This is a genomic window from Sporolactobacillus sp. THM19-2 (assembly GCF_004153195.1).
In the GTDB taxonomy this organism is placed as follows: Bacteria; Bacillota; Bacilli; order Bacillales; family Sporolactobacillaceae; genus Sporolactobacillus.
Genome location: NZ_SEMC01000011.1, coordinates 1 through 24,372 on the forward strand (window position 1 = coordinate 1; position 24,372 = coordinate 24,372).

21 protein-coding genes, 1 pseudogene and 1 riboswitch are annotated in these 24,372 nt (G+C 48.4%); of the genes and pseudogenes, 16 read left to right on the forward strand and 6 right to left on the reverse strand.

Going from position 1 to position 24,372, the window contains the following annotated elements; all coding sequences use genetic code 11:
- Positions 1-129: 129 nt before the first annotated feature.
- From EWH91_RS09165 to adhE, 3 genes and pseudogenes are all read left to right on the forward strand, one after another.
- Positions 130-495, forward strand: a pseudogene (locus tag EWH91_RS09165) (RNA-guided endonuclease TnpB family protein); the annotation flags it as partial.
- A 217-nt stretch (positions 496-712) separates the two neighbouring features.
- Entirely contained in the window at positions 713-1,972 is a 1,260-nt protein-coding gene (cypC, locus tag EWH91_RS09170; RefSeq protein WP_129929748.1) for a CYP152 family fatty-acid peroxygenase CypC, read from the forward strand.
- A 216-nt stretch (positions 1,973-2,188) separates the two neighbouring features.
- Positions 2,189-4,849: a bifunctional acetaldehyde-CoA/alcohol dehydrogenase gene (gene adhE, locus EWH91_RS09175; RefSeq protein WP_129929749.1), complete on the forward strand. Its 2,661-nt coding sequence runs from the start codon at positions 2,189-2,191 to the stop codon at positions 4,847-4,849.
- A 152-nt stretch (positions 4,850-5,001) separates the two neighbouring features.
- On the opposite strand, the gene EWH91_RS09180 is transcribed toward adhE, so the two are convergent.
- The 3 genes from EWH91_RS09180 to EWH91_RS14865 are packed head-to-tail and all read right to left on the reverse strand — an operon-like array spanning position 5,002 to position 9,138.
- Complete coding sequence (locus tag EWH91_RS09180; RefSeq protein ID WP_129929750.1) at positions 5,002-5,661, reverse strand: potassium channel family protein; 660 nt, start codon at positions 5,659-5,661, stop codon at positions 5,002-5,004.
- Between the two features lie 13 nt (positions 5,662-5,674).
- Entirely contained in the window at positions 5,675-6,322 is a 648-nt protein-coding gene (locus tag EWH91_RS09185) for a potassium channel family protein (RefSeq protein ID WP_129929751.1), read from the reverse strand.
- Positions 6,319-9,138 carry a cation-translocating P-type ATPase gene (locus tag EWH91_RS14865; RefSeq protein WP_129929752.1) on the reverse strand — a complete coding sequence of 940 codons (2,820 nt, stop codon included), beginning with the start codon at positions 9,136-9,138 and terminating at the stop codon, positions 6,319-6,321. The genes EWH91_RS09185 and EWH91_RS14865 overlap by 4 nt, the downstream gene beginning before the upstream one ends.
- Before the next feature lie 338 nt (positions 9,139-9,476).
- On the opposite strand from EWH91_RS14865, the gene EWH91_RS09195 reads away from it, so the two are divergent.
- Together EWH91_RS09195 and EWH91_RS09200 are read left to right on the forward strand one after the other, a co-directional pair.
- Positions 9,477-10,967, forward strand: coding sequence for a malate:quinone oxidoreductase (locus tag EWH91_RS09195; protein WP_129929806.1), 1,491 nt, complete (start codon positions 9,477-9,479; stop codon positions 10,965-10,967).
- 560 nt (positions 10,968-11,527) lie between these two features.
- Complete coding sequence (locus EWH91_RS09200; protein WP_165364290.1) at positions 11,528-12,028, forward strand: GNAT family N-acetyltransferase; 501 nt, start codon at positions 11,528-11,530, stop codon at positions 12,026-12,028.
- A gap of 84 nt (positions 12,029-12,112) precedes the next feature.
- On the opposite strand, the gene tlp is transcribed toward EWH91_RS09200, so the two are convergent.
- Both tlp and cynS read right to left on the reverse strand, forming a co-directional pair.
- On the reverse strand, positions 12,113-12,343 hold the full coding sequence (gene tlp, locus EWH91_RS09205; RefSeq protein WP_129929754.1) for a small acid-soluble spore protein Tlp: 231 nt from the start codon (positions 12,341-12,343) through the stop codon (positions 12,113-12,115).
- Between the two features lie 66 nt (positions 12,344-12,409).
- On the reverse strand, positions 12,410-12,853 hold the full coding sequence (gene cynS / locus EWH91_RS09210; protein ID WP_129929755.1) for a cyanase: 444 nt from the start codon (positions 12,851-12,853) through the stop codon (positions 12,410-12,412).
- A gap of 181 nt (positions 12,854-13,034) precedes the next feature.
- On the opposite strand from cynS, the gene EWH91_RS09215 reads away from it, so the two are divergent.
- From EWH91_RS09215 to EWH91_RS09230, 4 genes are all read left to right on the forward strand, one after another.
- The gene (locus EWH91_RS09215; protein ID WP_129929756.1) at positions 13,035-13,937 is read left to right on the forward strand and encodes an ABC transporter ATP-binding protein; all 903 of its coding nucleotides are present in this window, start codon (positions 13,035-13,037) and stop codon (positions 13,935-13,937) included.
- Positions 13,934-14,737 carry an ABC transporter permease subunit gene (locus EWH91_RS09220; protein WP_129929757.1) on the forward strand — a complete coding sequence of 268 codons (804 nt, stop codon included), beginning with the start codon at positions 13,934-13,936 and terminating at the stop codon, positions 14,735-14,737. The genes EWH91_RS09215 and EWH91_RS09220 overlap by 4 nt, the downstream gene beginning before the upstream one ends.
- Positions 14,738-15,361 (forward strand): TetR/AcrR family transcriptional regulator, encoded by a 624-nt coding sequence (locus EWH91_RS09225; RefSeq protein ID WP_129929758.1) that lies wholly within the window; start codon positions 14,738-14,740, stop codon positions 15,359-15,361.
- A gap of 305 nt (positions 15,362-15,666) precedes the next feature.
- The gene (locus EWH91_RS09230; protein ID WP_129929759.1) at positions 15,667-16,146 is read left to right on the forward strand and encodes an immunoglobulin-like domain-containing protein; all 480 of its coding nucleotides are present in this window, start codon (positions 15,667-15,669) and stop codon (positions 16,144-16,146) included.
- Positions 16,147-16,408: 262 nt separating this feature from the next.
- Here the strand turns inward: EWH91_RS09230 and EWH91_RS09235 are convergent, their stop codons facing one another.
- Positions 16,409-17,485, reverse strand: a complete 1,077-nt coding sequence (locus tag EWH91_RS09235) for a DUF5105 domain-containing protein (RefSeq protein WP_129929760.1) — start codon at positions 17,483-17,485, stop codon at positions 16,409-16,411.
- A 175-nt stretch (positions 17,486-17,660) separates the two neighbouring features.
- Here EWH91_RS09235 and EWH91_RS09240 point away from each other — a divergent pair, with 175 nt between their 5' ends.
- From EWH91_RS09240 to purB, 7 genes are all read left to right on the forward strand, one after another.
- The gene (locus EWH91_RS09240; protein WP_129929761.1) at positions 17,661-18,779 is read left to right on the forward strand and encodes a TcaA second domain-containing protein; all 1,119 of its coding nucleotides are present in this window, start codon (positions 17,661-17,663) and stop codon (positions 18,777-18,779) included.
- 282 nt (positions 18,780-19,061) lie between these two features.
- Positions 19,062-20,375: an NCS2 family permease gene (locus tag EWH91_RS09245; RefSeq protein WP_129929762.1), complete on the forward strand. Its 1,314-nt coding sequence runs from the start codon at positions 19,062-19,064 to the stop codon at positions 20,373-20,375.
- Positions 20,376-20,542: 167 nt separating this feature from the next.
- Positions 20,543-20,821 (forward strand): hypothetical protein, encoded by a 279-nt coding sequence (locus tag EWH91_RS09250; protein WP_129929763.1) that lies wholly within the window; start codon positions 20,543-20,545, stop codon positions 20,819-20,821.
- Between the two features lie 78 nt (positions 20,822-20,899).
- Complete coding sequence (locus EWH91_RS09255) at positions 20,900-21,136, forward strand: NETI motif-containing protein (RefSeq protein WP_129929764.1); 237 nt, start codon at positions 20,900-20,902, stop codon at positions 21,134-21,136.
- A 75-nt stretch (positions 21,137-21,211) separates the two neighbouring features.
- Positions 21,212-21,313: riboswitch (purine riboswitch) on the forward strand.
- A 155-nt stretch (positions 21,314-21,468) separates the two neighbouring features.
- Complete coding sequence (gene purE, locus EWH91_RS09260; protein ID WP_240697320.1) at positions 21,469-21,927, forward strand: 5-(carboxyamino)imidazole ribonucleotide mutase; 459 nt, start codon at positions 21,469-21,471, stop codon at positions 21,925-21,927.
- Positions 21,927-23,075 carry a 5-(carboxyamino)imidazole ribonucleotide synthase gene (purK, locus tag EWH91_RS09265; RefSeq protein WP_165364292.1) on the forward strand — a complete coding sequence of 383 codons (1,149 nt, stop codon included), beginning with the start codon at positions 21,927-21,929 and terminating at the stop codon, positions 23,073-23,075. Before purE ends, purK begins: the two co-directional genes overlap by 1 nt.
- On the forward strand, positions 23,072-24,370 hold the full coding sequence (purB, locus tag EWH91_RS09270; protein WP_129929767.1) for an adenylosuccinate lyase: 1,299 nt from the start codon (positions 23,072-23,074) through the stop codon (positions 24,368-24,370). Before purK ends, purB begins: the two co-directional genes overlap by 4 nt.
- Positions 24,371-24,372 lie beyond the last annotated feature (2 nt).

Sequence of the window (24,372 nt, forward strand, 5' to 3'; positions counted from 1 at the left end):
GGGTTCTGTAATATGGAATAAGTTTTCCAGGTCATTGAATTCTACTAACATTTGAAAACCACCTGTCGTTTTTAATTAGGTAGTTTCCAGTATTTCCAGGTTCATTCATTTTAATCAGCGAAGAAGCAAAATGATTATTTACATAAGTTATCAAAGCAAATTGTCGAAAGCCAAGATATTATTTGTGTTGAAAACTTAAATGTAAAAGGATTAATGAAGAATCATAAATTAGCTGAATCAATCGCTGATGTATCGTGGTATGAGTTCACACGACAGTTGCAGTATAAATGTGAATGGTATGGGAAGAAACTAGTCAAGATTAATCGCTTCTTCCCTTCCAGTCAAATTTGTTCTAAATGTGGATGTCGATCAGGTAAAAAGACACTGGATATTCGTGAATGGAATTGTGACAACTGCGGAACTCATCACGATAGAGATATTAATGCGGCTAAGAACATTCTTAATGAAGGAATAAGACAGTTACAGACTGTATAAACAAAAACAACCGTTGGGACGACGGAGTTAGCCTATTAAAATAAATCTGCCTCTACTTATCGCTTTATCCAGATAAGCAAACAGATTGTTCATAGGAAATTCTAATTGAGAAGTTAGAAGCACACGACTTTAGTCGTGTGAGGTTCACGAATAAAATCTTTCATCTAGGTTAATACAGATAATGTTTAACCAGTTGAAGGCAAAGGAGACAGGCTGCATGACTACAGAAACAGAAATCCCCCGTGATGATGGGCTGGATAATAGTCTGGCTTTGTTAAGGGAAGGGTATGTGTTTATCCGAAACAGATGCCGTCAGTTGCAAACTGATATTTTCCAAACCCGTCTTCTCGCTCAGAATGTGATTTGCATGACCGGACCTGAAGCGGCAGAACTCTTTTATGATGAAGGGCGGTTTGTTCGCAGGGGAGCGGCACCAAAAAGAGTCCAGAAAACACTATTTGGACAGAACGGCGTTCAGGGACTGGATGGCGCCCGGCACAGGCACCGCAAACAAATGTTTATGAAGCTGATGAGTCCTGAACGTCTGCAGGTGATTGCCGATCTGACAAAAATACAATGGCGGGAAACGAGTAAAAAGTGGATGCAAAAGGATCGGGTTGTCCTCTTCGATGAAGTGCAGGAAATGTTGTGTAAAATCGCCTGCGAGTGGGCAGGCGTCTCAATCATCGACCAGGAAGTGAAAAACAGAGCGAACGATCTTGGCAAGATGGTGGACGCTTTTGGCGCAATGGGACCGAGGCACTGGCAGGGAAGAAGTGCCCGGGTAAGATCTGAACAATGGGCAGGACAAATCATTGAACACGTTCGAAAGGGAGAGATGGATCCCCCGGAAGATTCAGCCGCATACGCTATGGCCTGGTATCGCGAGCCAAATGGCAGACTTCTTGACACGCAAATTGCAGCAGTAGAACTGCTGAATATAGTAAGGCCGATTGTTGCGATTGCGACCTATATTACCTTTGGTGCCCATGCGCTTCATGAACATCCGGAATGTATGGACAAACTACAGTCCGGGAAAGGGGACGTCCGGCCATTTGTCCAGGAAGTGCGCCGCTACTATCCTTTTACTCCCTTTGTGGGTGCCCGGGTGCGCCGGGAATTCGCCTGGAAGCAGTATCCATTCAAGCGGGGCACACTGGTCCTGCTCGATGTATATGGGACCCATCATGATCCCCGCCTCTGGGATCGGCCGGATGAGTTTCGGCCGGATCGTTTTCATCACTGGGCGGGCGGTCTATTTGACTTCATTCCTCAGGGGGGAGGAGACAGAGATCATGGGCATCGCTGCGCTGGAGAATGGTTAACCCTTAAAGTCATGGAGGCGAGTCTGGATTTTCTGGCAAATCAAATCATGTATCATGTACCCGTTCAGGATTTGAGCATCAGTCTGTCGAGGATTCCCGCTTTACCCGCCAGCCGATTGATTATCAGTAACGTCAGGCAGAGAAATAACTGAAATGATCTAAGCACTCTGTCAGCATGAGCTGCATGATCGGCGAGTTTCAAAAAAATTTATGAGCCGAGAAAAAAATTTCAAAAATCATATTGACTTTATGCTACTTTGATATTATGCTTGGAGCATAGAGAAACCGTTTACAGAAGGAGCTTTCATTTTTGGAGCTCTTATTGTTAACAGTTTCTTGTGAAAAAGTTCACAAAGGAGATGCTGATTATGTTAAAGACGGTTAAACAAAACGACAAAGAGAAAAGTCTGGAACAGAAAGCTGCAGGTCGACCAAGCCGCCCGGAGGCAGATCTGGAATCCATTAAGAAATATATTGACAGTCTGGTTCAGAAATCAACAAAAGCTCTGGATACATTGGAACATTTTAACCAGGGTCAGGTGGATAAAATCTGTGAAGCGATAGCGATTGCCGCACTGGACAATCACATGAAACTGGCGAAGATGGCCGTAGAGGAAACCGGACGCGGGGTCGTTGAGGATAAGGCTGTCAAAAACATTTATGCAAGCGAATACATCTGGAACAAGATCCGCCACGATAAAACGGTTGGGATCATTGAAGAAGATGATCAGGAACAGATCGTTAAGATTGCTGAACCTGTGGGCGTCATTGCCGGGGTCACGCCGGTAACCAACCCGACATCAACGGTGGTCTTCAAGTCTCTGATTGCACTGAAAACACGTAATACGATCATCTTCGGGTTCCACCCGCAGGCGCAGAAATCCTGTGTGGAAACGGCCAGAATTATTGCCGAAGCGGCAGTGAAAGCCGGTGCGCCGCGAAACTGCATTCAGTGGATTGAAAAGCCAAGCATTCAGGCAACTGGCGCGCTGATGAATCATCCAGGCGTCGCGACCGTACTGGCAACCGGTGGCCCAGGCATGGTTAAGGCCGCATATTCCACCGGTAAGCCGGCGCTCGGTGTCGGCCCCGGGAATGGTCCCGCTTATATTGAAAAGACGGCAGACATCAAACAGGCGGTCAATGACATTACCCTTTCCAAAACGTTCGATAACGGTATGATCTGTGCCTCAGAAAACAGTGTGATTGTCGACGAGGCGATTTATGAGACGGTTAAGGATGAGTTTAAACGGCTGGGCAGCGTCGTCATTAATAAGAGGGATAACGACGCGCTTGGCGACGCCATGATGGATCCAAAGCGCGGGAGCGTCCGCGGGCCGATTGCCGGGAAATCCGCTTATGAGATTGCCAGATTAGCCGGGATCAGCGTACCGAAGGAAACCCGGGTACTGATTGCTGAGATCGATGGCGTGGGTCCGGACTATCCGCTGTCGCGTGAGAAGCTGTCCCCTGTGCTCTCCATGTACAAGGTAAAGGATCATGAAGAGGGACTTAAGATCACCGAACAATTACTGGACTTTGGTGGTGCCGGTCATACGGCGGCGATTCATACGAAGGATCAGGCACTGGTTAAACGGTTTGGCGATGAAATGAAGGCCTGCCGAATTATCGTCAATTCTCCTTCAGCTCTCGGCGGCCTGGGCAACATGTATAATAACATGGTTCCGTCGCTGACCCTGGGTACAGGCTCTTACGGGCATAACTCGATTTCGCACAACGTGTCTGACTTCGATCTGCTCAATATTAAGGTTGTTGCCAAACGGCGCAATAATATGCAGTGGGTTAAACTGCCACCAAAAATTTATTTTGAACGGAACGCGCTGCGCTATCTGAAACAGATGCCCGGTATCCATCGTGTCTTTCTGGTCTGCGATCCCGGCATGGTCAAGTTCGGTTATGCCGATCGCGTCGTTGACATGCTGAACCGGCGCAGAGAAGCACCATCGATTGAAGTATTCTCTCAGGTTGAACCGGACCCGACGACGGATACGGTCTATCACGGCGTGGACAGCATGAAACAATTCCATCCTGATACGATTATCGCCTTAGGCGGTGGTTCCGCGATGGATGCAGCAAAAGGGATGTGGCTGTTTTACGAACGTCCGGATGTCTTATTTACCGCCGCCAAACAGAAATTCCATGACATCCGTAAGCGGACCTATAAAGTGCCGGAACTGAAAAAAGTAAAATATATTGGTATCCCGACGACATCCGGCACAGGTTCGGAAGTAACACCCTATGCCGTGATCACGGATGCGAAAACGCATGTCAAATATCCGATTACAGACTATGCGCTGCAGCCTGACGTCGCCATCATCGATCCGCAGTTTGTTGAGACTCTGCCGAAACGGACGGTTGCCTGGACAGGGCTGGATGTGATGACGCATGCGGTGGAAGCTTATGTATCCGTCTACGCCTCGGATTATACACGCGGCTGGTCGCTTCAGGCAATCAAGCTGGTGTTCGAGAACCTGCGCGCTTCTTATGCCGGTGATCAGAATGCACGGGAGGCCATGCATAATGCCTCAACGATTGCCGGCATGGCTTTTGCCAATGCCTTTCTGGGGATTAACCATTCGCTCGCCCATAAGCTGGGCGGTGAGTTCGGTCTGCCGCACGGCCTTGCGATTTCGATTATGTTCCCGCAGGTCGTTCGCTACAATGCGAAGATGCCGACGAAGCTTGCCATCTGGCCAAAATATAATCATTTCAGAGCGGATGAGGATTATGCAACAATCGCCCGGTTCCTTGGATTTAAAGGAAGCACGACAGAAGAGCTGGTTGAAAGTTTTGTTCAGGAATTTATTAAACTGGCCCATGATGTCCATGTCACACTTAATCTGAAAGATAATCGGGTGGATAAAGAGCACTTTGACGCAACCGTGGACAAGCTCGCTGAACTCGCTTATGAAGATCAGTGCACCTCGACCAACCCTAAAGAACCCCTGATCAGTGAGCTGAAACAGCTTCTGACAAATGCGTACGAAGGAGTCGGCACAGAAGTCTGAAGATAAAGTGAAACGTCAATCCGTGGGGGGTTACTTCATCCCCCACGGATTGTTCGTTGAACCCATCGGGCGTTAATGCGGGATAAAAATATACACTAAAAAAACTGCTCTCCTGAGGAAGAGCAGTTTTTTGTGTCCTATGATTTTCCCTGTCAGCGCATTAACTCAAATAAAACGCCTTGATCATCTGTTTTCGTATAAGCCAGAATGTGGTCGCCTGCTTTCAGTACTGTATTTCCCCGGGCAACAATATTTTTGTTTCCTCTCTGAATGGCGATGAGTACGGTTTCATTCGGAATCGGAATATCTTTCAGGGCAAAGCCGTCTGCTTTGGCGCCGCCATGGACTGTTACTTCGACAATTGAATTGTCACCATGATTTAACCGCATCAGCGTGACCATATTATCCATATCAATCTGATCCGCAATGACGCGGGCCAGGAGGTTAGCCTGACTGATCTTGACGTCGACGCCCATTTCCGCTGTAAAAAGCCAGTCGTTTTTCGGATTATTGACACAGGCGATGACGCGATCTGTCTGGAATTCAAACTTCGCAATGGTCGACGCCACCAGATTGATCTCATCGGCATCTGTTACGGCGGCCAGAACATCTGCTTCGCTGATTCCGGCCTTCTCCAGCACTTTCGGGCTTGCTTCATCGCCCTCAATAATCAAATCATCCGGGAAATGATGTCGGATATCTTTGATCAGCTTTTCTCTGTGCTCGATTATTTTCACATCGTTTCCTGACGCTAACATCATCCGGGCAACGTAGGAACCAATCTGCCCGCCGCCTATTACGATAATTTTCATTCAGATTCCCTCCTTATAGATCCAGAATGCGGCTGATTTCATCCATCGAATCAGCTAACACGGATAGATAGACAATATCCCGATTTTGTAATTTTGTGTCAGGAGCAGGAATAAAGGAATGATTTCCCCGGTTAACGGCGACGAGTCCTGCTTCATTCACAGGAAAGGCTTCTCTGATGGTGTGACCCGAAAGCAGCGCGGGGATCACGACGCGGATGATTTCTACAGGGGTATTGCCGATGCTCATGACACGTTCCACACGATTAAAGGTGAGCAGTTCTTTGGTCCGGGCAATCCCCCACTGAACCGTTGTAATCACCTGGATCCCTAAAGAATTAAAGATCTCCTTCTTCCGGCTGTCGTTCAGCTGTGCAATCACTTTGGGCACCCGGTAGTGATTACGGGCAATTCTGGCGACCAGGGCATTGACTTCATCGCTTCTGGTACAGGAAATCAGGCTGTCGGTACGCTGAATTCCGGCCTTCTCCAGTGTGTCTTTATCATATTCCACCCCTTCAATCGTTTTTCCGGAAAAATCTTTTGCCAGTGGTTTGAACAGCTCAGCGTTTGAGCTGATTACAGTGACATTCTCCCCCTGACGGGATAATTCAAGTGCCAGTCCGGAACCAAGCCGGCCGCATCCGGCAATGATGATCTTCATTCAGATGACCTCCTTAAATCTTTTCTTCGAATCCATGCCTTGCGGGCTTCTTCCAGTGCCACAACAGGAATCGGACAGAGAATCAGGAACAGCCAGTCTGCCCAACTGAGCGGAGCCGTATTAAATAACCCGTGTAAAAAGGGAACGTACGATAAAAGACACAATAGAACGATTTCAGTCACAATCCCGATATTGATCAGCCGGTTACCGAACGGGTTTAATGAAAAAATAGACTGAGATTCGGTTCTGCAGTTGATGACCGCACCGATCTGGCAGAAAATAATCGCGCCAAGCGTCATTGTTGTTGCCTCGCGATAGATCTGCCCGGAATCTGCTAACTGGAATAATGAGCCGCTGTGCATCAGGTTGACGAAGAAATAGGCGGCCATGGCAATGATCGCTTCAATCATTCCATACCACAGGAAGGCTTTGACCAGAATGCGCCTGTTCAGCAGTGAATCGTTCATCTTTCGAGGGGGACGATTCATAATGCCCTTCTCAGGTAATTCAGTTCCAAGACCCAGAGCTGGTACCATATCTGTTCCAAGGTCGATGGATAAAATCTGCATGACAGTCAGGGGCAGGGGGATGCCTCCCCGTGAGAACAGGAAAGCAGCCGAAGGAACGGCTTCAGACGTGTTACTGTTGAAGATATACAGGAGGAACTTCCGGATGTTGTTGAAGACCGCCCGTCCTTCCTCAACGGCGTGGACAATGGAAGCAAAATTATCATCTGTCAGAATCATATCTGCTGATTCTTTGGCAACATCGGTTCCGGTCATCCCCATTGCTACGCCAATGTCGGCCTTTTTCAATGCAGGTGCATCATTGACTCCATCTCCGGTTACCGCAACAACATTATTCATTTCCTGAAGATTTGTGACGACACGATATTTCTGTTCCGGAGCCACGCGGGCAAAAATCACTTCATCTGACAGTGCGTCTTTCAGCTGCTCATCAGACATTTTTCCGAGTTCGATACCCGTTACCACTCTCGGGTGATCTCCCTGGACAATCCCGATCCGCCTGGCGATGCTTTCTGCCGTCAGTCCATAATCGCCTGTAATCATGATGATACGGATGCTGGCTTCGTGACATTTTTTAACCGCTGCAGCGACTTCAACCCGTGGCGGATCGACCATCACGACGAGGCCTGTAAATGTCATTTGCTTTTCAATCAGTTCAGGTGTGTATGCGCTCAGGGCTGCAGGAAGACCTTCTGCGTGGTCCAGTCCCCGGTATGCCACAGCCAGGACCCGCAGTCCATTGCGGGCATATCGATCATTTGCCGCCATGATCTTCTGACGGTCGTCATCTGTTATAGAGCGAACCTTGCCGTGGACGCGTATCTGACTGCAGGATTCCACAGTTTCCTTAGGAGCTCCTTTCACGCAGGCGATACGACTGGAGCCGTCCAGTGGTGATTTTAACTGATGGATCGTCGTCATCCGCTTACGGGTCGAATCAAAAGGAAGTTCCCTGATTCGCGGAGCCTCAGTCTCAATATCCTTCAGAGTGAGTCCGGCCTTTTGTGCGGCCACGCCCAGACAGGCTTCTGTCGGATCCCCCAGGACGGTGTAACGCGTATGCTGCTTATCGGGCGGGAGTATCCGGGCATTACTGCAAAGTGATGCGGCTGATAAGAGTAGTTTCAGATCGAAGTTTTCATTTGCGGAAACCTTCCGGCCCTGATCAAGTACCGATCCTTTCGGGGCGTATCCGGAGCCGGTGACCTTCAATTCCTGACCGGGCAGCCAGATATCATTCACCGTCATTTCGTTCTGCGTTAATGTACCTGTCTTGTCCGAACAGATCACAGATGTCGAGCCAAGCGTTTCCACAGAGGACAGCTTCTTGACCAGGGCGTGCTCTTTTGCCATCCGCTGAACGCCCATGGCCAGGGAAAGCGTTACGGTCGGCAGCAGCCCTTCAGGAATAAAGGCGACAATCATCCCCAGTGAAAAGATGAAGGCCTGTGCCATCGGTTCATCAACAAACAGGACAGCTGCGATAAAGAAGAAGATGCCGATTGAAATGGCGATGACGGAGATTTGCCGGGTCAATTTGTTCAGTTCTTTTTGCATCGGGCTCATGTCTTCATCCATTGATTGGGTGAGCCCGGCAATTTTACCGAATTCGGTCGCCATGCCAATTTTGGTCACAACAGCTTTACCGCTTCCGCTCGATACGGTGGTACCGGTAAAGATCATATCTTTAAATTCAAGTCGGGAGACATCCGGATCACTGACCGGTTCCGCATTTTTTCTCACCGGATTCGATTCCCCGGTCAGTGCGGCCTGATTAATCTGTAAATCGGTAGAAGCCACCAGACGTGCATCAGCTGAGATGCGATCGCCTTCTTCCACCAGCATGATATCACCCGGCACCAGTTCTTCTGCAAGAATCTTCTGCTCCTGGCCGTCACGGATGACTCTGGTGTAAGAGGGCAGCATGTTTTTCAGTGCCTCTGTGGCTTTGCTGGCCTTGTTTTCCTGAAAGAAGCTGAAAAGGCCGTTGATGATATTGACGAGCCATATGGCAAACCCCAGCTCAGGCGTTCCGGCGAAGAAGGCGACGGCACCGCCAACCCACAGCAGAATGGCCATTAAACTTATGAAATTTTTCACAAATTTAATAAAAGTCGATTCTTTTTTTGTCTCTGTGATTTTATTGGTGCCGTATTTGCTTCTTAATCCTTCCAGTTCATCCGCGCGACGCCCGTCGGAACGGGTTCCCAGAAGGCCAAACACATCTTTCGTCTGGGCTCTCTGGATGCTGATTTGCTCATCATGACTTGCTTTTTGATCTGTGCGCATATCCATCCTCCTTCCACAAATCGAACGACTATCAGGCAGGTCAGATCTGACTTTATACTGGAATGACCTTATATATATGTTTTCGCTTCCCTCATAATAAACGGTCTCGTTTTAACATAATATTTAAGACAGATCTGGGGGACACGTCCTTCCATTCAGAATGAAAGTTGGACAGTCCCATAGACGGGAATGAGGCTATTCATTGCGGGCAATTACCTTCCCGCTTTATTATCGGCTGATTTTCGATTATTATAGACTTAACATTGTGACAGAAATAGTACATTTTGAGTTTCGCCTTTTTGATGCAGGGACAGCAGCATCTAATGAAAAAACAGGGGATGAGGAAAGAGATCATGAGTATTCAGAAGAAAACAGACGTCATCTTAATCGGCGCAGGAATTATGAGTGCCACTTTGGGATCATTGTTGAAAGCGCTATCACCCGATTGGAATATCAAAGTATTTGAGAAACTTGACAAAGCAGGTCAGGAAAGTTCTAATGAGTGGAATAATGCCGGTACCGGGCACTCCGCTTTGTGTGAACTGAACTATACACCTGAGAAACCGGATGGTTCGGTCGATATTCGTAAAGCGATCACGATTAATGAGCGGTTTCAACTTTCAAGACAATTCTGGTCTTATCTCGTCAGAAACGATTTGTTACGGCATCCACAGAACTTTATTCGTCCGATCCCTCATATGAGTTTTGTTACAGGACAGCAAAATGTTTCTTTTTTGAAAAAAAGATTTCAGGCGCTCTCCGGTCATCCCCTTTTTAAGGGAATGGCGTTTTCCGAAGATCCGGCTCAGCTGGAAGAATGGATTCCATTGATTATGAACGGACGGTCATCACGGGAACCGGTAGCAGCAACGAAAATGGAATCAGGCACGGATGTGAATTTTGGAGCGCTGACACGCATGCTGATTGATCATCTGGAAAAAGAGAACGTCGAAGTCAGTTACAGGCATCGCGTTGAAAACATCCAGCGTTCGGGCGGACAGTGGAAAGTCAGGGTGCGCGATCTGGCCAGTGGGTATAATGAAGTCCATACAGCGAAATTCGTCTTTATCGGTGGCGGTGGCGGGAGCCTGCCTCTCTTGCAGAAAACAGGCATTCCCGAATCCAGACACATCGGTGGATTTCCGGTCAGCGGACTGTTTATGGTATGTAAAAATCCGCAGGTCATCGCTCAGCATCATGCGAAAGTGTACGGGAAGGCGAAAATCGGTGCTCCCCCCATGTCGGTGCCCCATCTGGATACCCGGTATATTGCCGGTAAACAGACCCTTCTGTTCGGACCTTTTGCCGGATTCTCACCGAAATTTCTGAAATCCGGATCAAATTGTGATCTCCTCCGTTCTGTCAGGCCGGATAATGTACTGACGATGCTGGCTGCGGGGGTCAAACAGAGAAAACTGACCCGGTATCTGATCCAGCAGCTGCTTTTATCGCAGGAGAAACGGGTGGATGCCCTGCGTGAGTTTATTCCGGCGGCAAACGGCGCGGACTGGAATCTGGTGACGGCCGGACAACGTGTACAGGTGATCAAAGACACCGCTTCCGGAGGCAAAGGAACCCTTCAATTCGGCACAGAAGTCGTGACGGGCTCAGACGGCTCGATTGCCGCATTGCTTGGCGCTTCACCCGGCGCATCAACTGCCGTTTACGTGATGTTGGATGTCCTGAACCGGTGTTTTTCGCAGAAGATGGCGGAGTGGACACCGAAAATTAAGGAAATGATTCCTTCTTACGGGTTGTCTCTGGCTGAACATCCGGCACTTCTGGATGAAATTCATGCCTCCACGGCGCAGGTCCTCAACATTAAATAAGCGGAAAAATCCCCTGTAATCAGGCGGAATGGTCCGCTCATTTCGGCAGACAGGGTGCGATTCCGGCACACGGCCGGCATGTCGGACGAATCCATCAGCCGGGCAGGGCAGGGTTTTTCAACCCTCCGGTAAAAGATGCGACCAGATGCATGACGATTTCAGCCGGTATTGACCCCTGGTTCAGGATCCAGTAGAATGGGCATTATCACACATTGATGGATTGGACGGACACACGTTTATGCGGGGCCATTCGGGCGCAGTTTTCTCAATAATATACGCTATAATTATTTTCAGCTCCTTTTCGGGTGTCACGACGCTTTGGGTGCCGCTTTCTGGCGGATCTGCTCCGGCGTATGAAAAGAAAATAACGATCATTTTCAAATCGTATGGAATTCGTCTCTTCAGCAGAGGGACGGATTCTTTTTGTCGTAAAAACCGATCAGGTCAATTTCTCAGAACAATCCATATAACGTGTTAAGGGCAACAATAAGATGGCAGTGATCGGCACATAATAGATCTATCTTACCAAAGGAACAAACATCCATCAGGGGGAATGCACAGTGATACGATATGAAGAACTGACAGAAAAAGATGCGGCGATTTACCGGAAACTGAGGCTGGAAGCCCTGCTGAAGAATCCGAAGGCTTTTGCATCGGAATATGCGATTGAGAAGGATTTATCTGTAGCCGATTATGCCGGGCGGCTTTCCCGAGGACATGCGATCACGGTCGGGGCGTTCGATGCAGACCAGCTGGTCGGAGTCGTGACGCTGGTTAAGGAAACATTGCCTAAAATGCAGCACAGGGCAACCCTCGAAGCAGTCTATGTCACACCCGATTACCGAAGAATGGGGATCTCCCGGAAGATGATCGAAAAATTAATGGAAATTGCCCGTGAAGAAGGCATCGTAAAAAAATTCTACCTCTACGTGATGGCCGCCAATGAAAGGGCCATCCAGGCCTATAAAAATATGGGATTTGAAATCTATGGAGAAGACAGGGAAGCCATGAGAGAAGGCGATGCATACGTGGATGAATATATGATGGCGCGGTTTATTTAGCTTCTGAAGATCCGGATTTTTTTTCATAACTCCGCCCGACCGATGGATGTAAAATAGCGCCGCCTTCATGGCGACGCTACATTCTTATTTGCCTGTCTTGCTGTAGGCAGCTTCATCCCTGATTTCTTCACGTAAACCTTCGATACTTTGTTCGCGGCGTTCATTTTTCTCCATGATCTGCCGCTTTTCTGCTTCACTCATCTGTGAGCCGTGCGCCTTCAGGTAATCATCCGCTTCATCCATGTTTTTCAATGTATGGCCGATGTTTTTTTCGATCTTTTCCATATTATCCGAACGATCATCCGGTTTTGCCATTGATATTGCCTCCTTTCAGTCAGGATTAGTATGCCGCCTGATCAGAGGAATATGAATGGGGGACAATCAGAATGTTTTATACTTCAGGAATTTACCATTTAACGTAATCACCACGCGATCGCCATGCGGATCTTCTTTTTTGTCCAGATCCATTTTGAAATCAATGGCGCTCATGATTCCGTCACCAAACTTTTCGTGAATCAGCGCTTTGATGGCATCACCATAAACGAGAACAATTTCATACAGCCGGTAAATGGTCGGGTCGGTCGGAGGGGAAGAAAAATTCATGCCACGATAAGGTATGGACTTTAAATCCCGCTCAGCTTCTTCCGGCAGATCCAGCAGATCGGTAACCGCTTTTGCCTGCTCGGGGTTCAGCGTTTGCTGACCGTAAATAGCGGCAGTGCAAAAGACCTCCGAACAGCCGGCCGTTTCCGCAATCTGCGCGAAGCTCAGATGTTTCTTTTCTTTTGCTTCCAGGATAAGTTCTGTTACTGAAGAATAGGCCATTTTTTTTGCCTCCAGTGTCTGCTTTTAGTAAAAAAGTATATCACTTCCTGAAAATTGTTATGGCTGGTTTGTGAAAAGATCTGACAAAGAATTTATTTCATCCTGTGTTGACCATCCGGTCAATAGATGCTATATTGGTCTTGACCAGGTGGTCAATCACGTTCCAACAAGGGGTGTTATCATGAAATCGGTCATTGAACTGAATCATATCAGTAAGTATTTTGGAAAATTTGCTGCCGTTAAAAATGTATCCTTTCAGGTTCATGAGGGTGAATTTTTCGGATTTATCGGACCAAATGGTGCCGGGAAGTCGACAACGATGAACATGATCCTCAATTTCATCAAGACAAGTGAAGGCAGTGTCAGGGTATTCGGGCAGCCGATGCCGGCCGCAAACCGTCTGGTTAAAAAACGGATTGGCTATGCACCAAGTGATGTACGATTTTATCCGCAGCTCAGGGTGCACGACCTGATCCGCTATACGCTCGACTTCCACCACCTGGCAGAGGACCGGCAGGAACTCGACCGTTACTGCGATCTGTTTCAGGTTGATCTGAATAAAAAATTCGGCGAACTTTCGCTTGGCAATAAGAAGAAGGTGGCTGTGATCTGTGCCCTGATTCATCATCCCGAATTGCTGATCCTGGACGAACCGACGAATGGACTTGATCCGCTGATCCATTCCAGACTGTTTCGACTCCTGAAGGAAAAGCAGAAAGCAGGTGTGACGGTCTTTCTGTCCAGCCACAACCTGAAAGAAGTTGAGGATTATTGCACCAAAATTGCTTTTATCAAGGCGGGACATCTGATCGGGGTTGAAGACCTGACACAAATGAATAAGAAGATCAAGATCATTACTCTGAAAGGGGACCGTCTGCCTGTGGATGAGATGAAAGCGATCGGAGCTGAACTGATTAAAAAAGAGGGTCACGAAGCGCATTTTGTTTATGAGAAAGGGCTGGACCGGCTTTTTGCCACACTGGCAGCGCTGTCCGTCAATCTCGATGATGTAACGGTAACCAACCGCGATCTCGAAGAACAATTTATGTCTATGTATGAAAATCAGGAGGCGGAACGTGTATGACACTTTTCAGACTCGAAAGTAAAACACATATCAAAAGTCTGTTGATCTGGGTGATTGTGGTTGTTGCGCTGATCTTCGGTATGATGGCACTTTTTCCTTCGATGCGTGACAGCATGGCCTCATTTGATATGAGCGCTTTCCCGAAAGAGATGCTGGAAGCTTTCAATTTGTCTGATATGGCGGTTCTTGGGACAGCGGAAGGCTTTTTCGGTTACTATTTTCAGTATATCCTGATCGCTTCAGCTATTTTTGCCGCGATGCTGGGTACGAACGCACTGGCAAGGGAAGAATCGGACGGAACGATCGGTTATCTGTATGCGCAGCCGATATCCCGGGCGTCTATTGTCTCATCGAAAATTCTGGCGAACGCGCTTGTTTATACACTATACTGGGTGGTCACGGTCGTCGCCTCTTTTCTGATTTGCCTGTTGTTCCTTGAGGAAGGTGCTTCGGCATCGGAAGTGTTTAAGGACTTTTCCGTTCTGCTGTTTGCCGGGGAAGTGATGGGCCTGACTTTTCTCAGCGTGGGCATCCTGATTTCTTCACTGCTTGCATCGAGTAAGTCGACGACGTCGATTTCGCTGGCACTGGTATTTTTAACCTATATTCTCGGCATTGTCGGCAGGCTCCAGGCTGACTATGAGTTCCTCGTCTATTTCTCGCCGGTGGACACCGCGCTTCCGAGTAATGTATTCAATCACGGCATTGAATGGAAATATGTGATTACCGATCTGATTGTGCTTGCCGTCTGCTTCCTTGCGACATACTGGATTTACAGGAGGAAGGATTTGAAAGCCTAAATGGATGAATCAAAAGAAAAAGCGATTTTAATGGCTGCTGTTCATGAGTTTGCTGTCAAAGGTTTCGATCAGGCTTCAACCAATCAGATGGCCAGGTCAGCCGGCGTTTCCAAAGGACTGATTTTTCATTACTTTGAGTCTAAGGAGAAGCTCTTTGAGGCCAGTGTGGATTACGCGCTTAAATTTACGCTGAAAGAACTGGATTATGAAAACTGGCATCTGACGAAGCACGTCATTGCGGATATTAAGCAGATCTGTGAGGCGGAATTCCGCTTTTACAAAACCTATCCGGATATTTACCGGTTCATTCTGAGTGCACTGATCAGACCCCCAAAGACCCTGTCAGTGAAAATGAAAAAGTTGTTCAGAGAACTGATGGATACCACGCCGGCGTTTGTTGAGCAGACCATTGACCGACTTGATCTCAAAGAAGGTGTCGACAGAGAGGTATTAAAAGCCGTGCTTGTATCTCATTACGACTATTATGCAAAAGAAACTTTGGGCTATTTTAAAACCCATCCGGGCGCTACTTTTGAAGAGATCATGCCGTATGTCGATAAGCTGCTGGCCATGCTGACGATGAGCCTGCACGGACTGGTGAAGAATGATGAAGATCTAAAATGAATGGTCAGGGGCAGGAAGAAAATAATCTGAGCGATGAGCCGGTTATTGGATTCCTGCCCCTTTTATTCTTTGCCCCGGTACGTTAACAGCCCGCATCACCATCTGGAGTTTGCATGTCAATTGACTCACCTCCTGAATATAATGAATAATAACAGTGGGAGAAGCGGACAGGCAGCCTGTAAAACGTGGACATGATCCTGCCCCATAAGCCGTTCTCCTGCTGGTCAAAACGCCATTTATCCAGTTTCGGTTCTGTTTTTACCTGATGTTTCTGTCACAGACGTCATTCGAAAAGAGGCCAGGACATGTTCAGAAGAAAAATACGGTGGCTTGTATTTGTATCGTTGTCGCTGATTCTTGTAGCCGGCTGCAACTCTGATTTCAGTCGGGGTTCAGACACCCGTGAGATGCCGCTTGCAAAATCGAGATTTTCTGAGGATCAGATGAATAAGAATCCGAATATCATCATGGAAACGGGGAGAAGCACCTATCCTGTCCATACAGACAGGATTACCGTGACCCTTGTAAACCGAACCGGAAAGACGCTCAGTTACGGTCTGAGTTATCAGATCGAAAAATATCAGGAGGGGACGTGGTTTCAGATCCCTTTCCGTGACGATGTGGCATTTATAGAGATAGCCAGGCTACTGAAACCGGGTCAAATGGCAGAGGAAGACATCAGCCTTTCAGAAAAAACCCTCAAATATCCGCTGACACGGGGAAAGTACCGGGTGATCAGAGAAATGTCCGACGGAGTTTTCGCCGCCAGGTTTGAATTGAAGTGAAATTTTACGCTCTATGCCCTCACTTTTGCATGTCATCTAATAAAAAAAGGCTTGCCGGCGGGCAAGTCCGAGGTGCGTCAGAGGCTCAGTTTTTCTGACGTCTTGAACTGAAAAAGGAAACGCCGGTTAACGGGGGCTTAATGATGCACTTTTCTATGGGATAATTCAGACATAAATTAAAAAAAGAAATCAGGATGCTGTCATCCTGATCAATAAAGTCTGAGTGTGAAAATCAATAAAAACCGCAGCCGGTCGTTCCCCATTAATATCCCCCTGTCATCACTTCAGAGAGGGATTCAAATTCGTAGTTTTCCGTTCGCTTTTCGGAATCTATACGCCACCTGGTTCCATCCTTAATCAGTTTGATCGGGTAGCTTTCGTCTGATTCTTTCACATCGGAGTTATTAAAAACATCGGCGATATGTTTGATCAGATACTTATTCCATGCCTTTTGGGCCGTATTATAATCCGGGTATTTCCCCCGGTTGTCATCGATAAACTGATCCCGGAGATCCTGAACCGCATCGTACATATCATTAAAATTCAGCACGGTGGGTGTCACTTCGACCTCAGCCGTTTCGGCGAAAGCCGTCTGCACATTCAAGTCAATTTTCCCTTTTTCACCGTTTGTTTTTTTAAACGCCTGCCAGGCTGCCTCTGTTTCTGATGGTGAGATGTCCTCGCCAAAATCTGCATTTTCCGTAAACAGGTCCCTGATCTGTTCCTCCTCTTTTTTCGCATCATTTGCGACAAGCTTTGCGTAGTTTGTCTCCTGTTTTCCGAAGAAAACGACATTCAGGTAGGCACTGGCGGCATCGAGGATATCCTTTTGCTGATCTTTATAATCCTTGCCGCTGATTTTGACAATAACAGGTTCGGCTTTTTTATCCGGATCGAAAACAGAGGGCTGATAGTGCAGTTCATAGGATTTGCTTTTATCAATTCTGAATGCAATGTATCCCGAGGCGGACTTCCCGTCTGGAAGATCGGCGCTGTCCATCACTTTGAATTTGCCTGAATCGTCATAAATCGTCTCCTCAGCCGGTACTTTCGTCTCATCGGAATCAAACAGCGTAAAATCCCCGGGGTAAAGTTCCAGTGTTTCTCCCATGTGGTTGGTGACGGTGAGATTGAGTGCAAGAAGGGCACTTTCTTTTGTGTTTTCCTGGCCTTCATGCGTGATATACAGTCCGTTTTTTACTTTAACGGATGCAACATCGGAGCTTCCCTTTCCATTTTCATCCTTACCGCATCCGGCGACAAGGAGTACGAGGACAAGACTGAAAATCAATAACCTGGCTTTGTTCTTAATAGTGATCAACCTCCAATTCCGTTTCATAAATAACCCTATAAAACTTCTACAAGGGGTTCTATGCGTCGGGAAAATGAAATAGAATGAACCGGTTTGTCCTTTTTCCCGCCGGAGAAATATACGGGATTTATCTGAGTAAAAATGAAACGGCGATGCCGCGGACAAACGTTCCCGGCATAGAATGCCTGAAGGGAGGGATAATATGCTTCGGAACTATTGGATCATTGCCGGCACGCTTGTCAGTATAGCTGCAGTCCTGTTTCTTCTCACCGGATGGCACCTGTCTGCTCCGGAACGTACGCTTGAAAGGTTTGAACAGGCCATACGGGAAAACAAGGCAGAGAAGCTGCAGGGCCTGATGATCTCCGCGGATAAAAAAACGGCATTCGACAAGAAAGCAGCCGGCGGACTGCTTCTTTATCTGAAAGAGGAGAAAGACGTGTTTACAGAGGCAATGCATGCATTAAAAGAGGAGATCAGAGAAGGCAGCTTTGATTCGGACGCGGTCCTGACTTTAACCCCTTCCGATAAATTCCTGTTCTTTTTTACAACGTACAGGGTAAAAATCAAGCCTCAGATGATCACGGTTTCCGGGCAACAGGAAGGGGACAGGGTGTCACTCAAACTGGAGGGGAAATCCGTTCCGCAGACGGAAGAAAAGGATCGTTTCGGGCCGGTATTTCCCGGAAAATACCGGCTTGAGAAATTTCTGACGAATGAACTTGGACTTTTTGTCAAAAAAGAACAGATAGCGCTCTGGGGAGATGAAGTGACGGTTCAGGCAGATACGGCGCAGTGGGTCCGCTCTGATCCGACTTTTCAGAAGCAGGTAATGGCCTCCGTTCATCAGTTTAATGCTGAGGTATCTGAATGGGAAACTGCTGATTATCATCCGGATAAACTGCCGTCGGCGACGGAAACATTCAGAATGCAGCAATCACAAAGCAGAATGGCCCAGTTTGCGACCATCAGAAGCCACCTTGAAGCCATTGAATCTTCCTATCTTGGTATGACGGTCAATCTTGATTCCATCGAGATTTCCCGGTATGGCGGAAGATGGAATGCATCGATTGAAACAGTTGTTTCCTATAAATATGTCTACTGGATAAAAGGGGATTCACATATGTATGATGACTCCTATCAGCGCGGGGTCGTGTTCCGGATGATCTGGGAGGCGGAGACCAGACAGTGGCTGATTCACGGAATGGACGACACCTGGGAAACGGAGGAGGCAGCAAAAAAATGGACACATAAAGAGAAAATCAGAGTTCAGAAGCCGGAAGTCAGTAGATGGCAGGCGGAGAAGGGGTCCAATCTGTAAGTGGTGCTGTGCGCCGGCGTCCTGTAAAGAACGAACAATCAAATTGAACTGGACTGTAAACGTTCGTTATTTGATTGACTCCTCTGTCTGCACACTGTTATAATGAACGTGCAAAAAAGAGTCTGTACCTCTTCAAAAGACATTCAGATCCTGTACCGGCCGCCTTTTTCTGCTCTTATTGGCTTTTCATAAACTCCGGGATATTCTTGAACGGGCGGCTTGTACCGGTTTCTTTCTGTTTCTAAGAGGACAGACGCTAACAGCTGCAAAAGGAGGATCATTGTGAACGAAAACTGGCTTTCACGTTATTTCCATTTTTCCGAACTGAAAACATCAGCAGGACGTGAATCACTGGCCGGACTGACGACATTTATTTCCATGGCCTACATACTGTTCGTCAACCCGGTTGTTCTTGCCAACGCGGGTCTGGACAAAGGGGCCGTATTCACAGCAACTGCCCTGTCGAGTGCCCTCGGCTGTCTGATCATGGGGCTTGTCGCTAAATATCCGATCGCGATTGCACCGGGCATGGGGGTTAACGCCTTTTTCGCTTTTTCTGTTGTCATTGGCATGAAGATTCCCTGGCAGACGGCGCTGGCCGGCGTGTTCATTGCTGCCGTTATTTTCTTCCTGATTACCATTTTTAAGATCCGGGAACTGATCATCGATGCCATCCCGCAGAGCCTGAAGCTGGCGATGGCGGCCGGCATCGGGCTTTTTATAGCTTTTATCGGACTTCAACAAGGCGGACTGATTGTCGCTAACAAGTCGACACTTGTCGCTTTCGGCCCACTGAACGTCGGCACAACCTGGCTGACGATTTTCGGACTGATCGCAACGATCATTCTGATGGTTCGCAAGGTACCGGGATCGGTTTTTATCGGTATGGTGCTGACAGCAATTGTCGGCATGATTTTCCAGCTGGTTCCGCTGCCCTCCGCGATTGTTTCGGCCGCACCGAGTCTCGCTCCGACTTTTGGTGTTGCCCTTACCCATATTGGTGATATCAATACGCTTCAGCTCGCTGTCGTTGTTCTGACTTTCCTTCTGGTCACCTTCTTCGATACAGCAGGGACACTGATCGGGCTCGCGGAACAGGCCGGATTTATTAAAAATAATAAAATGCCGCGCGTCGGGCAGGCCCTGCTTGCCGACTCGACATCAATGCTTGCCGGTTCTATACTGGGGACTTCACCGACTTCAGCTTACGTTGAGTCATCAACCGGAATTGCAGTAGGCGGCCGTTCCGGCTTTACAGCGGTCGTCACCGGGATTCTCTTCCTGTTCGGCCTGCTGTTCTCGCCGCTCCTGGCTGTTGTCACCTCGCAGGTCACTGCCCCGGCGCTGATCATTGTCGGCGTGCTGATGGCCACCGCGCTGAAGGGCATTCCGTGGGATAAATTTGAAATTGCTGTTCCGGCTTTCCTGACCGTACTGGGCATGCCGCTGACGTACAGCATTTCCGACGGTATCGCGCTCGGATTCATTGTTTATCCAATCACGATGATTGCCGCCGGCCGCGGAAAAGAAGTACACCCGATCGTTTACGGGCTGTTCTTTGTCTTTATCATTTTCTTCTGGGTCCTGAATATCTGAACGGATAGTGCAATAGATCCTTTCTCTGTAAAAAGAGAGAGGATTTTTTAGCTTTAAGGCATGCCTGAGTTGATGATCGCCGTTTTCTTCACAGGAACAGGCTTCTGCATAAGCCGGTCCGGTTACAGGCAAGATAGAAATAACCTCTGTAAAGGACGTGATGGACCATGATTTCATTGATTCTGGCGGTTATTTTCTGGATTGCCGGATTCGCCGTCCTGACGCTCGGATTTATACTGACCAACCGGCTCAGAACGGCAGGAAGAAAATTAATGATGCGTGCCGAGCACGAAAAAGGAAAGGACAATTCGGCAAGCATTGCGATGACGATCGAAGGCAGCGCGCTGAACCATATCCCCAGTTTTGTCATCCATGTTGTGACAGGTGTCACCGGAGCGATTCTGTTCGCATTTGGGTGCGTTGCACTTGGGTTTTATGTTTCCTGAAAAAGGTGGAATGGGTGCGCTCTGCACACGCCCACTGGTATAATAATCAGGATCGCTCATATCAGGTGGTGAAGTTGATTGAAGAAAAGCAGAAAGCAGCATGCGCATCAGAAACGTCATTCGGCCCGGAAGATCTTCATTGTTCAGGAAAATGAAACGATTGATGACTGTCTGGATCGGATGAAAAAAGAAGGATATGATCCCATTATGCGTTCACAGCGTCCTTTTTTCCGGGAAGGACCGGAAGGACCGGAAGTTGCCGGCCGGCATTGTGTGATTGAGGGGCGGCTGCGTCCGGCAAAAGGCGAACAATAAATTCAAAAGCTACGTGTAATGTTCGAATTTTGGTTGACACATTCTGAACGATACTGATATGATGAAGGTGTTAAAAAAGGACATAACAAACCCTGTCATATATTTTTGGGAATATGGCCCAACTGTTTCTACCCGGCGACCGAGAATTGCCGGACTATGAAGGGAAAAAAGAAACGTTTGACTTGCAGACCGCTGCCCGCGGTTTGACCAGACGGTCTGTTTTCTCTTCTCACGGAGAATCAGCTGTTCTGGGCTTTTTTATGTCTGTACGTGTTCACCAGGCAAAGATTTTAGGAGGCTGTAATGTGAGTCAGATAGCAGTTGGTGTAGTGATGGGAAGCACATCGGACTGGGAAACTATGAAGCGTTCCTGTGACATTCTGGACAAAATGGAGATTCCATATGAGAAAAATGTCGTTTCGGCGCATCGGACACCGGATCTGATGTTCCGCTATGCCGAGTCGGCAAGAGAACGCGGACTGAAGGTCATCATTGCCGGAGCCGGGGGAGCGGCACACCTGCCGGGAATGATTGCCGCGAAGACGACCCTGCCGGTTATCGGTGTTCCGGTTCAGTCACATGCGCTGAGTGGTATGGATTCACTGCTGTCGATTGTCCAGATGCCGGCCGGTATACCGGTTGCGACTGTAGCCATCGGCAAATCCGGTGCGGTCAATGCCGGACTTCTTGCCGCACAGTTCCTGTCGGCATTTGATGAGGCATTAAAAGACAGACTGGAACATTACCGGAAATCAATGGAGCAGAAAGTAAAGGAAAGTGAGTTAAACTGATGCAGAAAACCATTTTACCGGGACAAACTATTGGCATCCTGGGCGGCGGACAGCTTGGACGGATGATGGCGATTGCGGCGAAACAGATGGGATACCGCATTGCCGTGCTCGATCCGACTGAGGACTGCCCCTGTGCCCAGGTTGCCGACACAGCCATTGTTGCCGCATACGATGATCCCGAGGCAGCAAAGAAAATGGCCGCCTGTGCCGATGTGGTCACTTATGAATTTGAGAATGTGGACGTGAAGACAGCGGACTATCTGCAGAAACACAGCTATCTTCCGCAGGGCTATCATTTACTTGAAATAACAAAAGACAGGCTGCATGAAAAGGCAGCGATCCGTAAAGCCGGACTGCCGGTTGTTCCGTATCTGCCTGTGAGAAACAGCGACGAATTGAAAACGGCGCTTGCCAAAATCGGATTTCCTTCCGTATTGAAAACGACGGAAGGGGGTTACGACGGTAAGGGGCAGTATGTTCTGCATTCTGAAAATGACCTGCAGGAAGCCCTCCCGTACATCGGCAGGACGCCGTTTGAACTTGAAAAATGGCTGCCATTTGAGAAAGAGATTTCGGTCATTGTGGTTCGCAGCACGAAGGGGGAAACCTCGGTTTTTCCGGTTGCTGAAAACATTCACCGTCATAATATTCTTCATCATACCCTTGTTCCGGCCCGGATTACAGACGCACTCCGCGAAGAGGCGACACAGCATGCCCTGCGTCTTGCGGAGTCCCTGCATCTTGTCGGGACGCTCGCGGTTGAGATGTTTGTCGGAACGGACGGCACCGTCTACGTGAATGAGACGGCACCGCGCCCGCATAATTCCGGACATTTTTCCATCAATGCCTGTGAAACCTCGCAGTTCGAGCAGCATGTCCGCGCAATCTGCGGTCTGCCGCTTGCGGGCACGCAGCTGTTAAAACCGGTGATTATGGTCAATATCCTTGGCCAGCATGTGCAGCCGCTTCTGGATCACCTGGATCTGCTGTCTGATGCTCATCTGCATCTGTACGGAAAAGCGGAAGCAAGGTACGGCAGAAAAATGGGCCATCTGAACATCCTCGGCGATACAGTTGAGGACGCGATAGCGAAAGCTCAGAAATCAGGGATATGGAAAATCGAACAGGAAGCAGGTCGAAAGGCATGATTGATCGTTACACGCGGCCGGAGATGGGCGCAATCTGGACGGAAGAAAATAAGTACAGGGTCTGGCTCGAAGTAGAGCTTCTTGCCTGTGAGGGCTGGTCCGAAATCGGTGAGATTCCCAAAGAAGACTGCAGAAAACTGCGGGAGAAGGCTACATTTACAGTGGACCGGATTCACGAAATTGAAAAGATCACCCGCCATGATGTGGTGGCTTTCACCCGGACCGTTTCCGAATCGCTCGGCGATGAAAAAAAGTGGGTACATTATGGCCTGACATCGACGGACGTGGTCGATACGGCGCAGTCTTATCTGCTGAAACAATGCAATACCCTTTTGTTGAAGGATATCGAACATTTTATCGATGTCATCCGCGGCAAAGCGAAAAAATATAAAAATACTGTGATGATGGGCCGGACGCATGGTGTCCATGCCGAACCGACGACATTTGGCCTTGTCATGGCTCTGTGGTACGAAGAAATGAAACGGAATCTGGCCCGGTTTAAGGCGGCCGCGGAGGATATCCGTGTCGGGAAACTATCCGGCGCGGTCGGCACTTATGCCAATATTGATCCGTCCGTTGAGCGCTATGTCTGTGCGCATCTCGGTCTGAAAGCTTCTCCCATTTCGACTCAGGTGCTGCAGCGTGATCGCCATGCCCATTATATGGCAACGCTGGCTTTAATCGCGACATCGATCGAAAAATTTGCCGTGGAAATCCGCGGCTTGCAGCGCTCGGAGATTCGTGAAGTCGAAGAAGGTTTTGCCAAGGGCCAGAAGGGATCCTCTGCCATGCCCCATAAGCGCAATCCGATCGGTTCGGAAAATATGTGCGGCATGGCCCGGGTGATCCGCGGCTACATGCTCACAGCCTACGAAAATGTGCCGCTCTGGCATGAACGCGATATCTCGCATTCCTCGGCAGAACGCGTTATTCTGCCGGATGCGACGATTGGTCTCGATTATATGCTGCATCGTTTCGCAAACATTCTGGAAAATCTGACCGTGTTCCCAAAAAATATGCGTCGCAACATGAAACGGACATTCGGCCTGCCCTTCTCTCAGCATGTGCTTCTGGCACTGATTGAAAAAGGTCTGAGCCGGGAGGAAGCCTATGATATCGTTCAGCCGAATGCGATGAAATCCTGGGAGACGGAAACACCGTTCAGATCACTGCTGGATAAGGATACCCGCGTGACGGACCGGCTCTCACCGGCGGAACTGGATGCCTGCTTTGATGAAACCTATCACCTGAAGAACGTGAATCTGATTTTTGAACGGCTCGGCCTGAATGACTGAAG

Coding starts and splice junctions, on each gene's coding strand:
- cypC (WP_129929748.1), top strand. CDS start 713: ATGACTACAGAAACAGAAATCCCCCGTGATGATGGGCTGGATAATAGT.
- adhE (WP_129929749.1), top strand. CDS start 2,189: ATGTTAAAGACGGTTAAACAAAACGACAAAGAGAAAAGTCTGGAACAG.
- EWH91_RS09180 (WP_129929750.1), bottom strand. CDS start 5,661: ATGAAAATTATCGTAATAGGCGGCGGGCAGATTGGTTCCTACGTTGCC.
- EWH91_RS09185 (WP_129929751.1), bottom strand. CDS start 6,322: ATGAAGATCATCATTGCCGGATGCGGCCGGCTTGGTTCCGGACTGGCA.
- EWH91_RS14865 (WP_129929752.1), bottom strand. CDS start 9,138: ATGCGCACAGATCAAAAAGCAAGTCATGATGAGCAAATCAGCATCCAG.
- EWH91_RS09195 (WP_129929806.1), top strand. CDS start 9,477: ATGAGGAAAGAGATCATGAGTATTCAGAAGAAAACAGACGTCATCTTA.
- tlp (WP_129929754.1), bottom strand. CDS start 12,343: ATGGCAAAACCGGATGATCGTTCGGATAATATGGAAAAGATCGAAAAA.
- cynS (WP_129929755.1), bottom strand. CDS start 12,853: ATGGCCTATTCTTCAGTAACAGAACTTATCCTGGAAGCAAAAGAAAAG.
- EWH91_RS09215 (WP_129929756.1), top strand. CDS start 13,035: ATGAAATCGGTCATTGAACTGAATCATATCAGTAAGTATTTTGGAAAA.
- EWH91_RS09220 (WP_129929757.1), top strand. CDS start 13,934: ATGACACTTTTCAGACTCGAAAGTAAAACACATATCAAAAGTCTGTTG.
- EWH91_RS09225 (WP_129929758.1), top strand. CDS start 14,738: ATGGATGAATCAAAAGAAAAAGCGATTTTAATGGCTGCTGTTCATGAG.
- EWH91_RS09230 (WP_129929759.1), top strand. CDS start 15,667: ATGTTCAGAAGAAAAATACGGTGGCTTGTATTTGTATCGTTGTCGCTG.
- EWH91_RS09235 (WP_129929760.1), bottom strand. CDS start 17,485: ATGAAACGGAATTGGAGGTTGATCACTATTAAGAACAAAGCCAGGTTA.
- EWH91_RS09240 (WP_129929761.1), top strand. CDS start 17,661: ATGCTTCGGAACTATTGGATCATTGCCGGCACGCTTGTCAGTATAGCT.
- EWH91_RS09250 (WP_129929763.1), top strand. CDS start 20,543: ATGATTTCATTGATTCTGGCGGTTATTTTCTGGATTGCCGGATTCGCC.
- purE (WP_240697320.1), top strand. CDS start 21,469: ATGGGAAGCACATCGGACTGGGAAACTATGAAGCGTTCCTGTGACATT.
- purK (WP_165364292.1), top strand. CDS start 21,927: ATGCAGAAAACCATTTTACCGGGACAAACTATTGGCATCCTGGGCGGC.
- purB (WP_129929767.1), top strand. CDS start 23,072: ATGATTGATCGTTACACGCGGCCGGAGATGGGCGCAATCTGGACGGAA.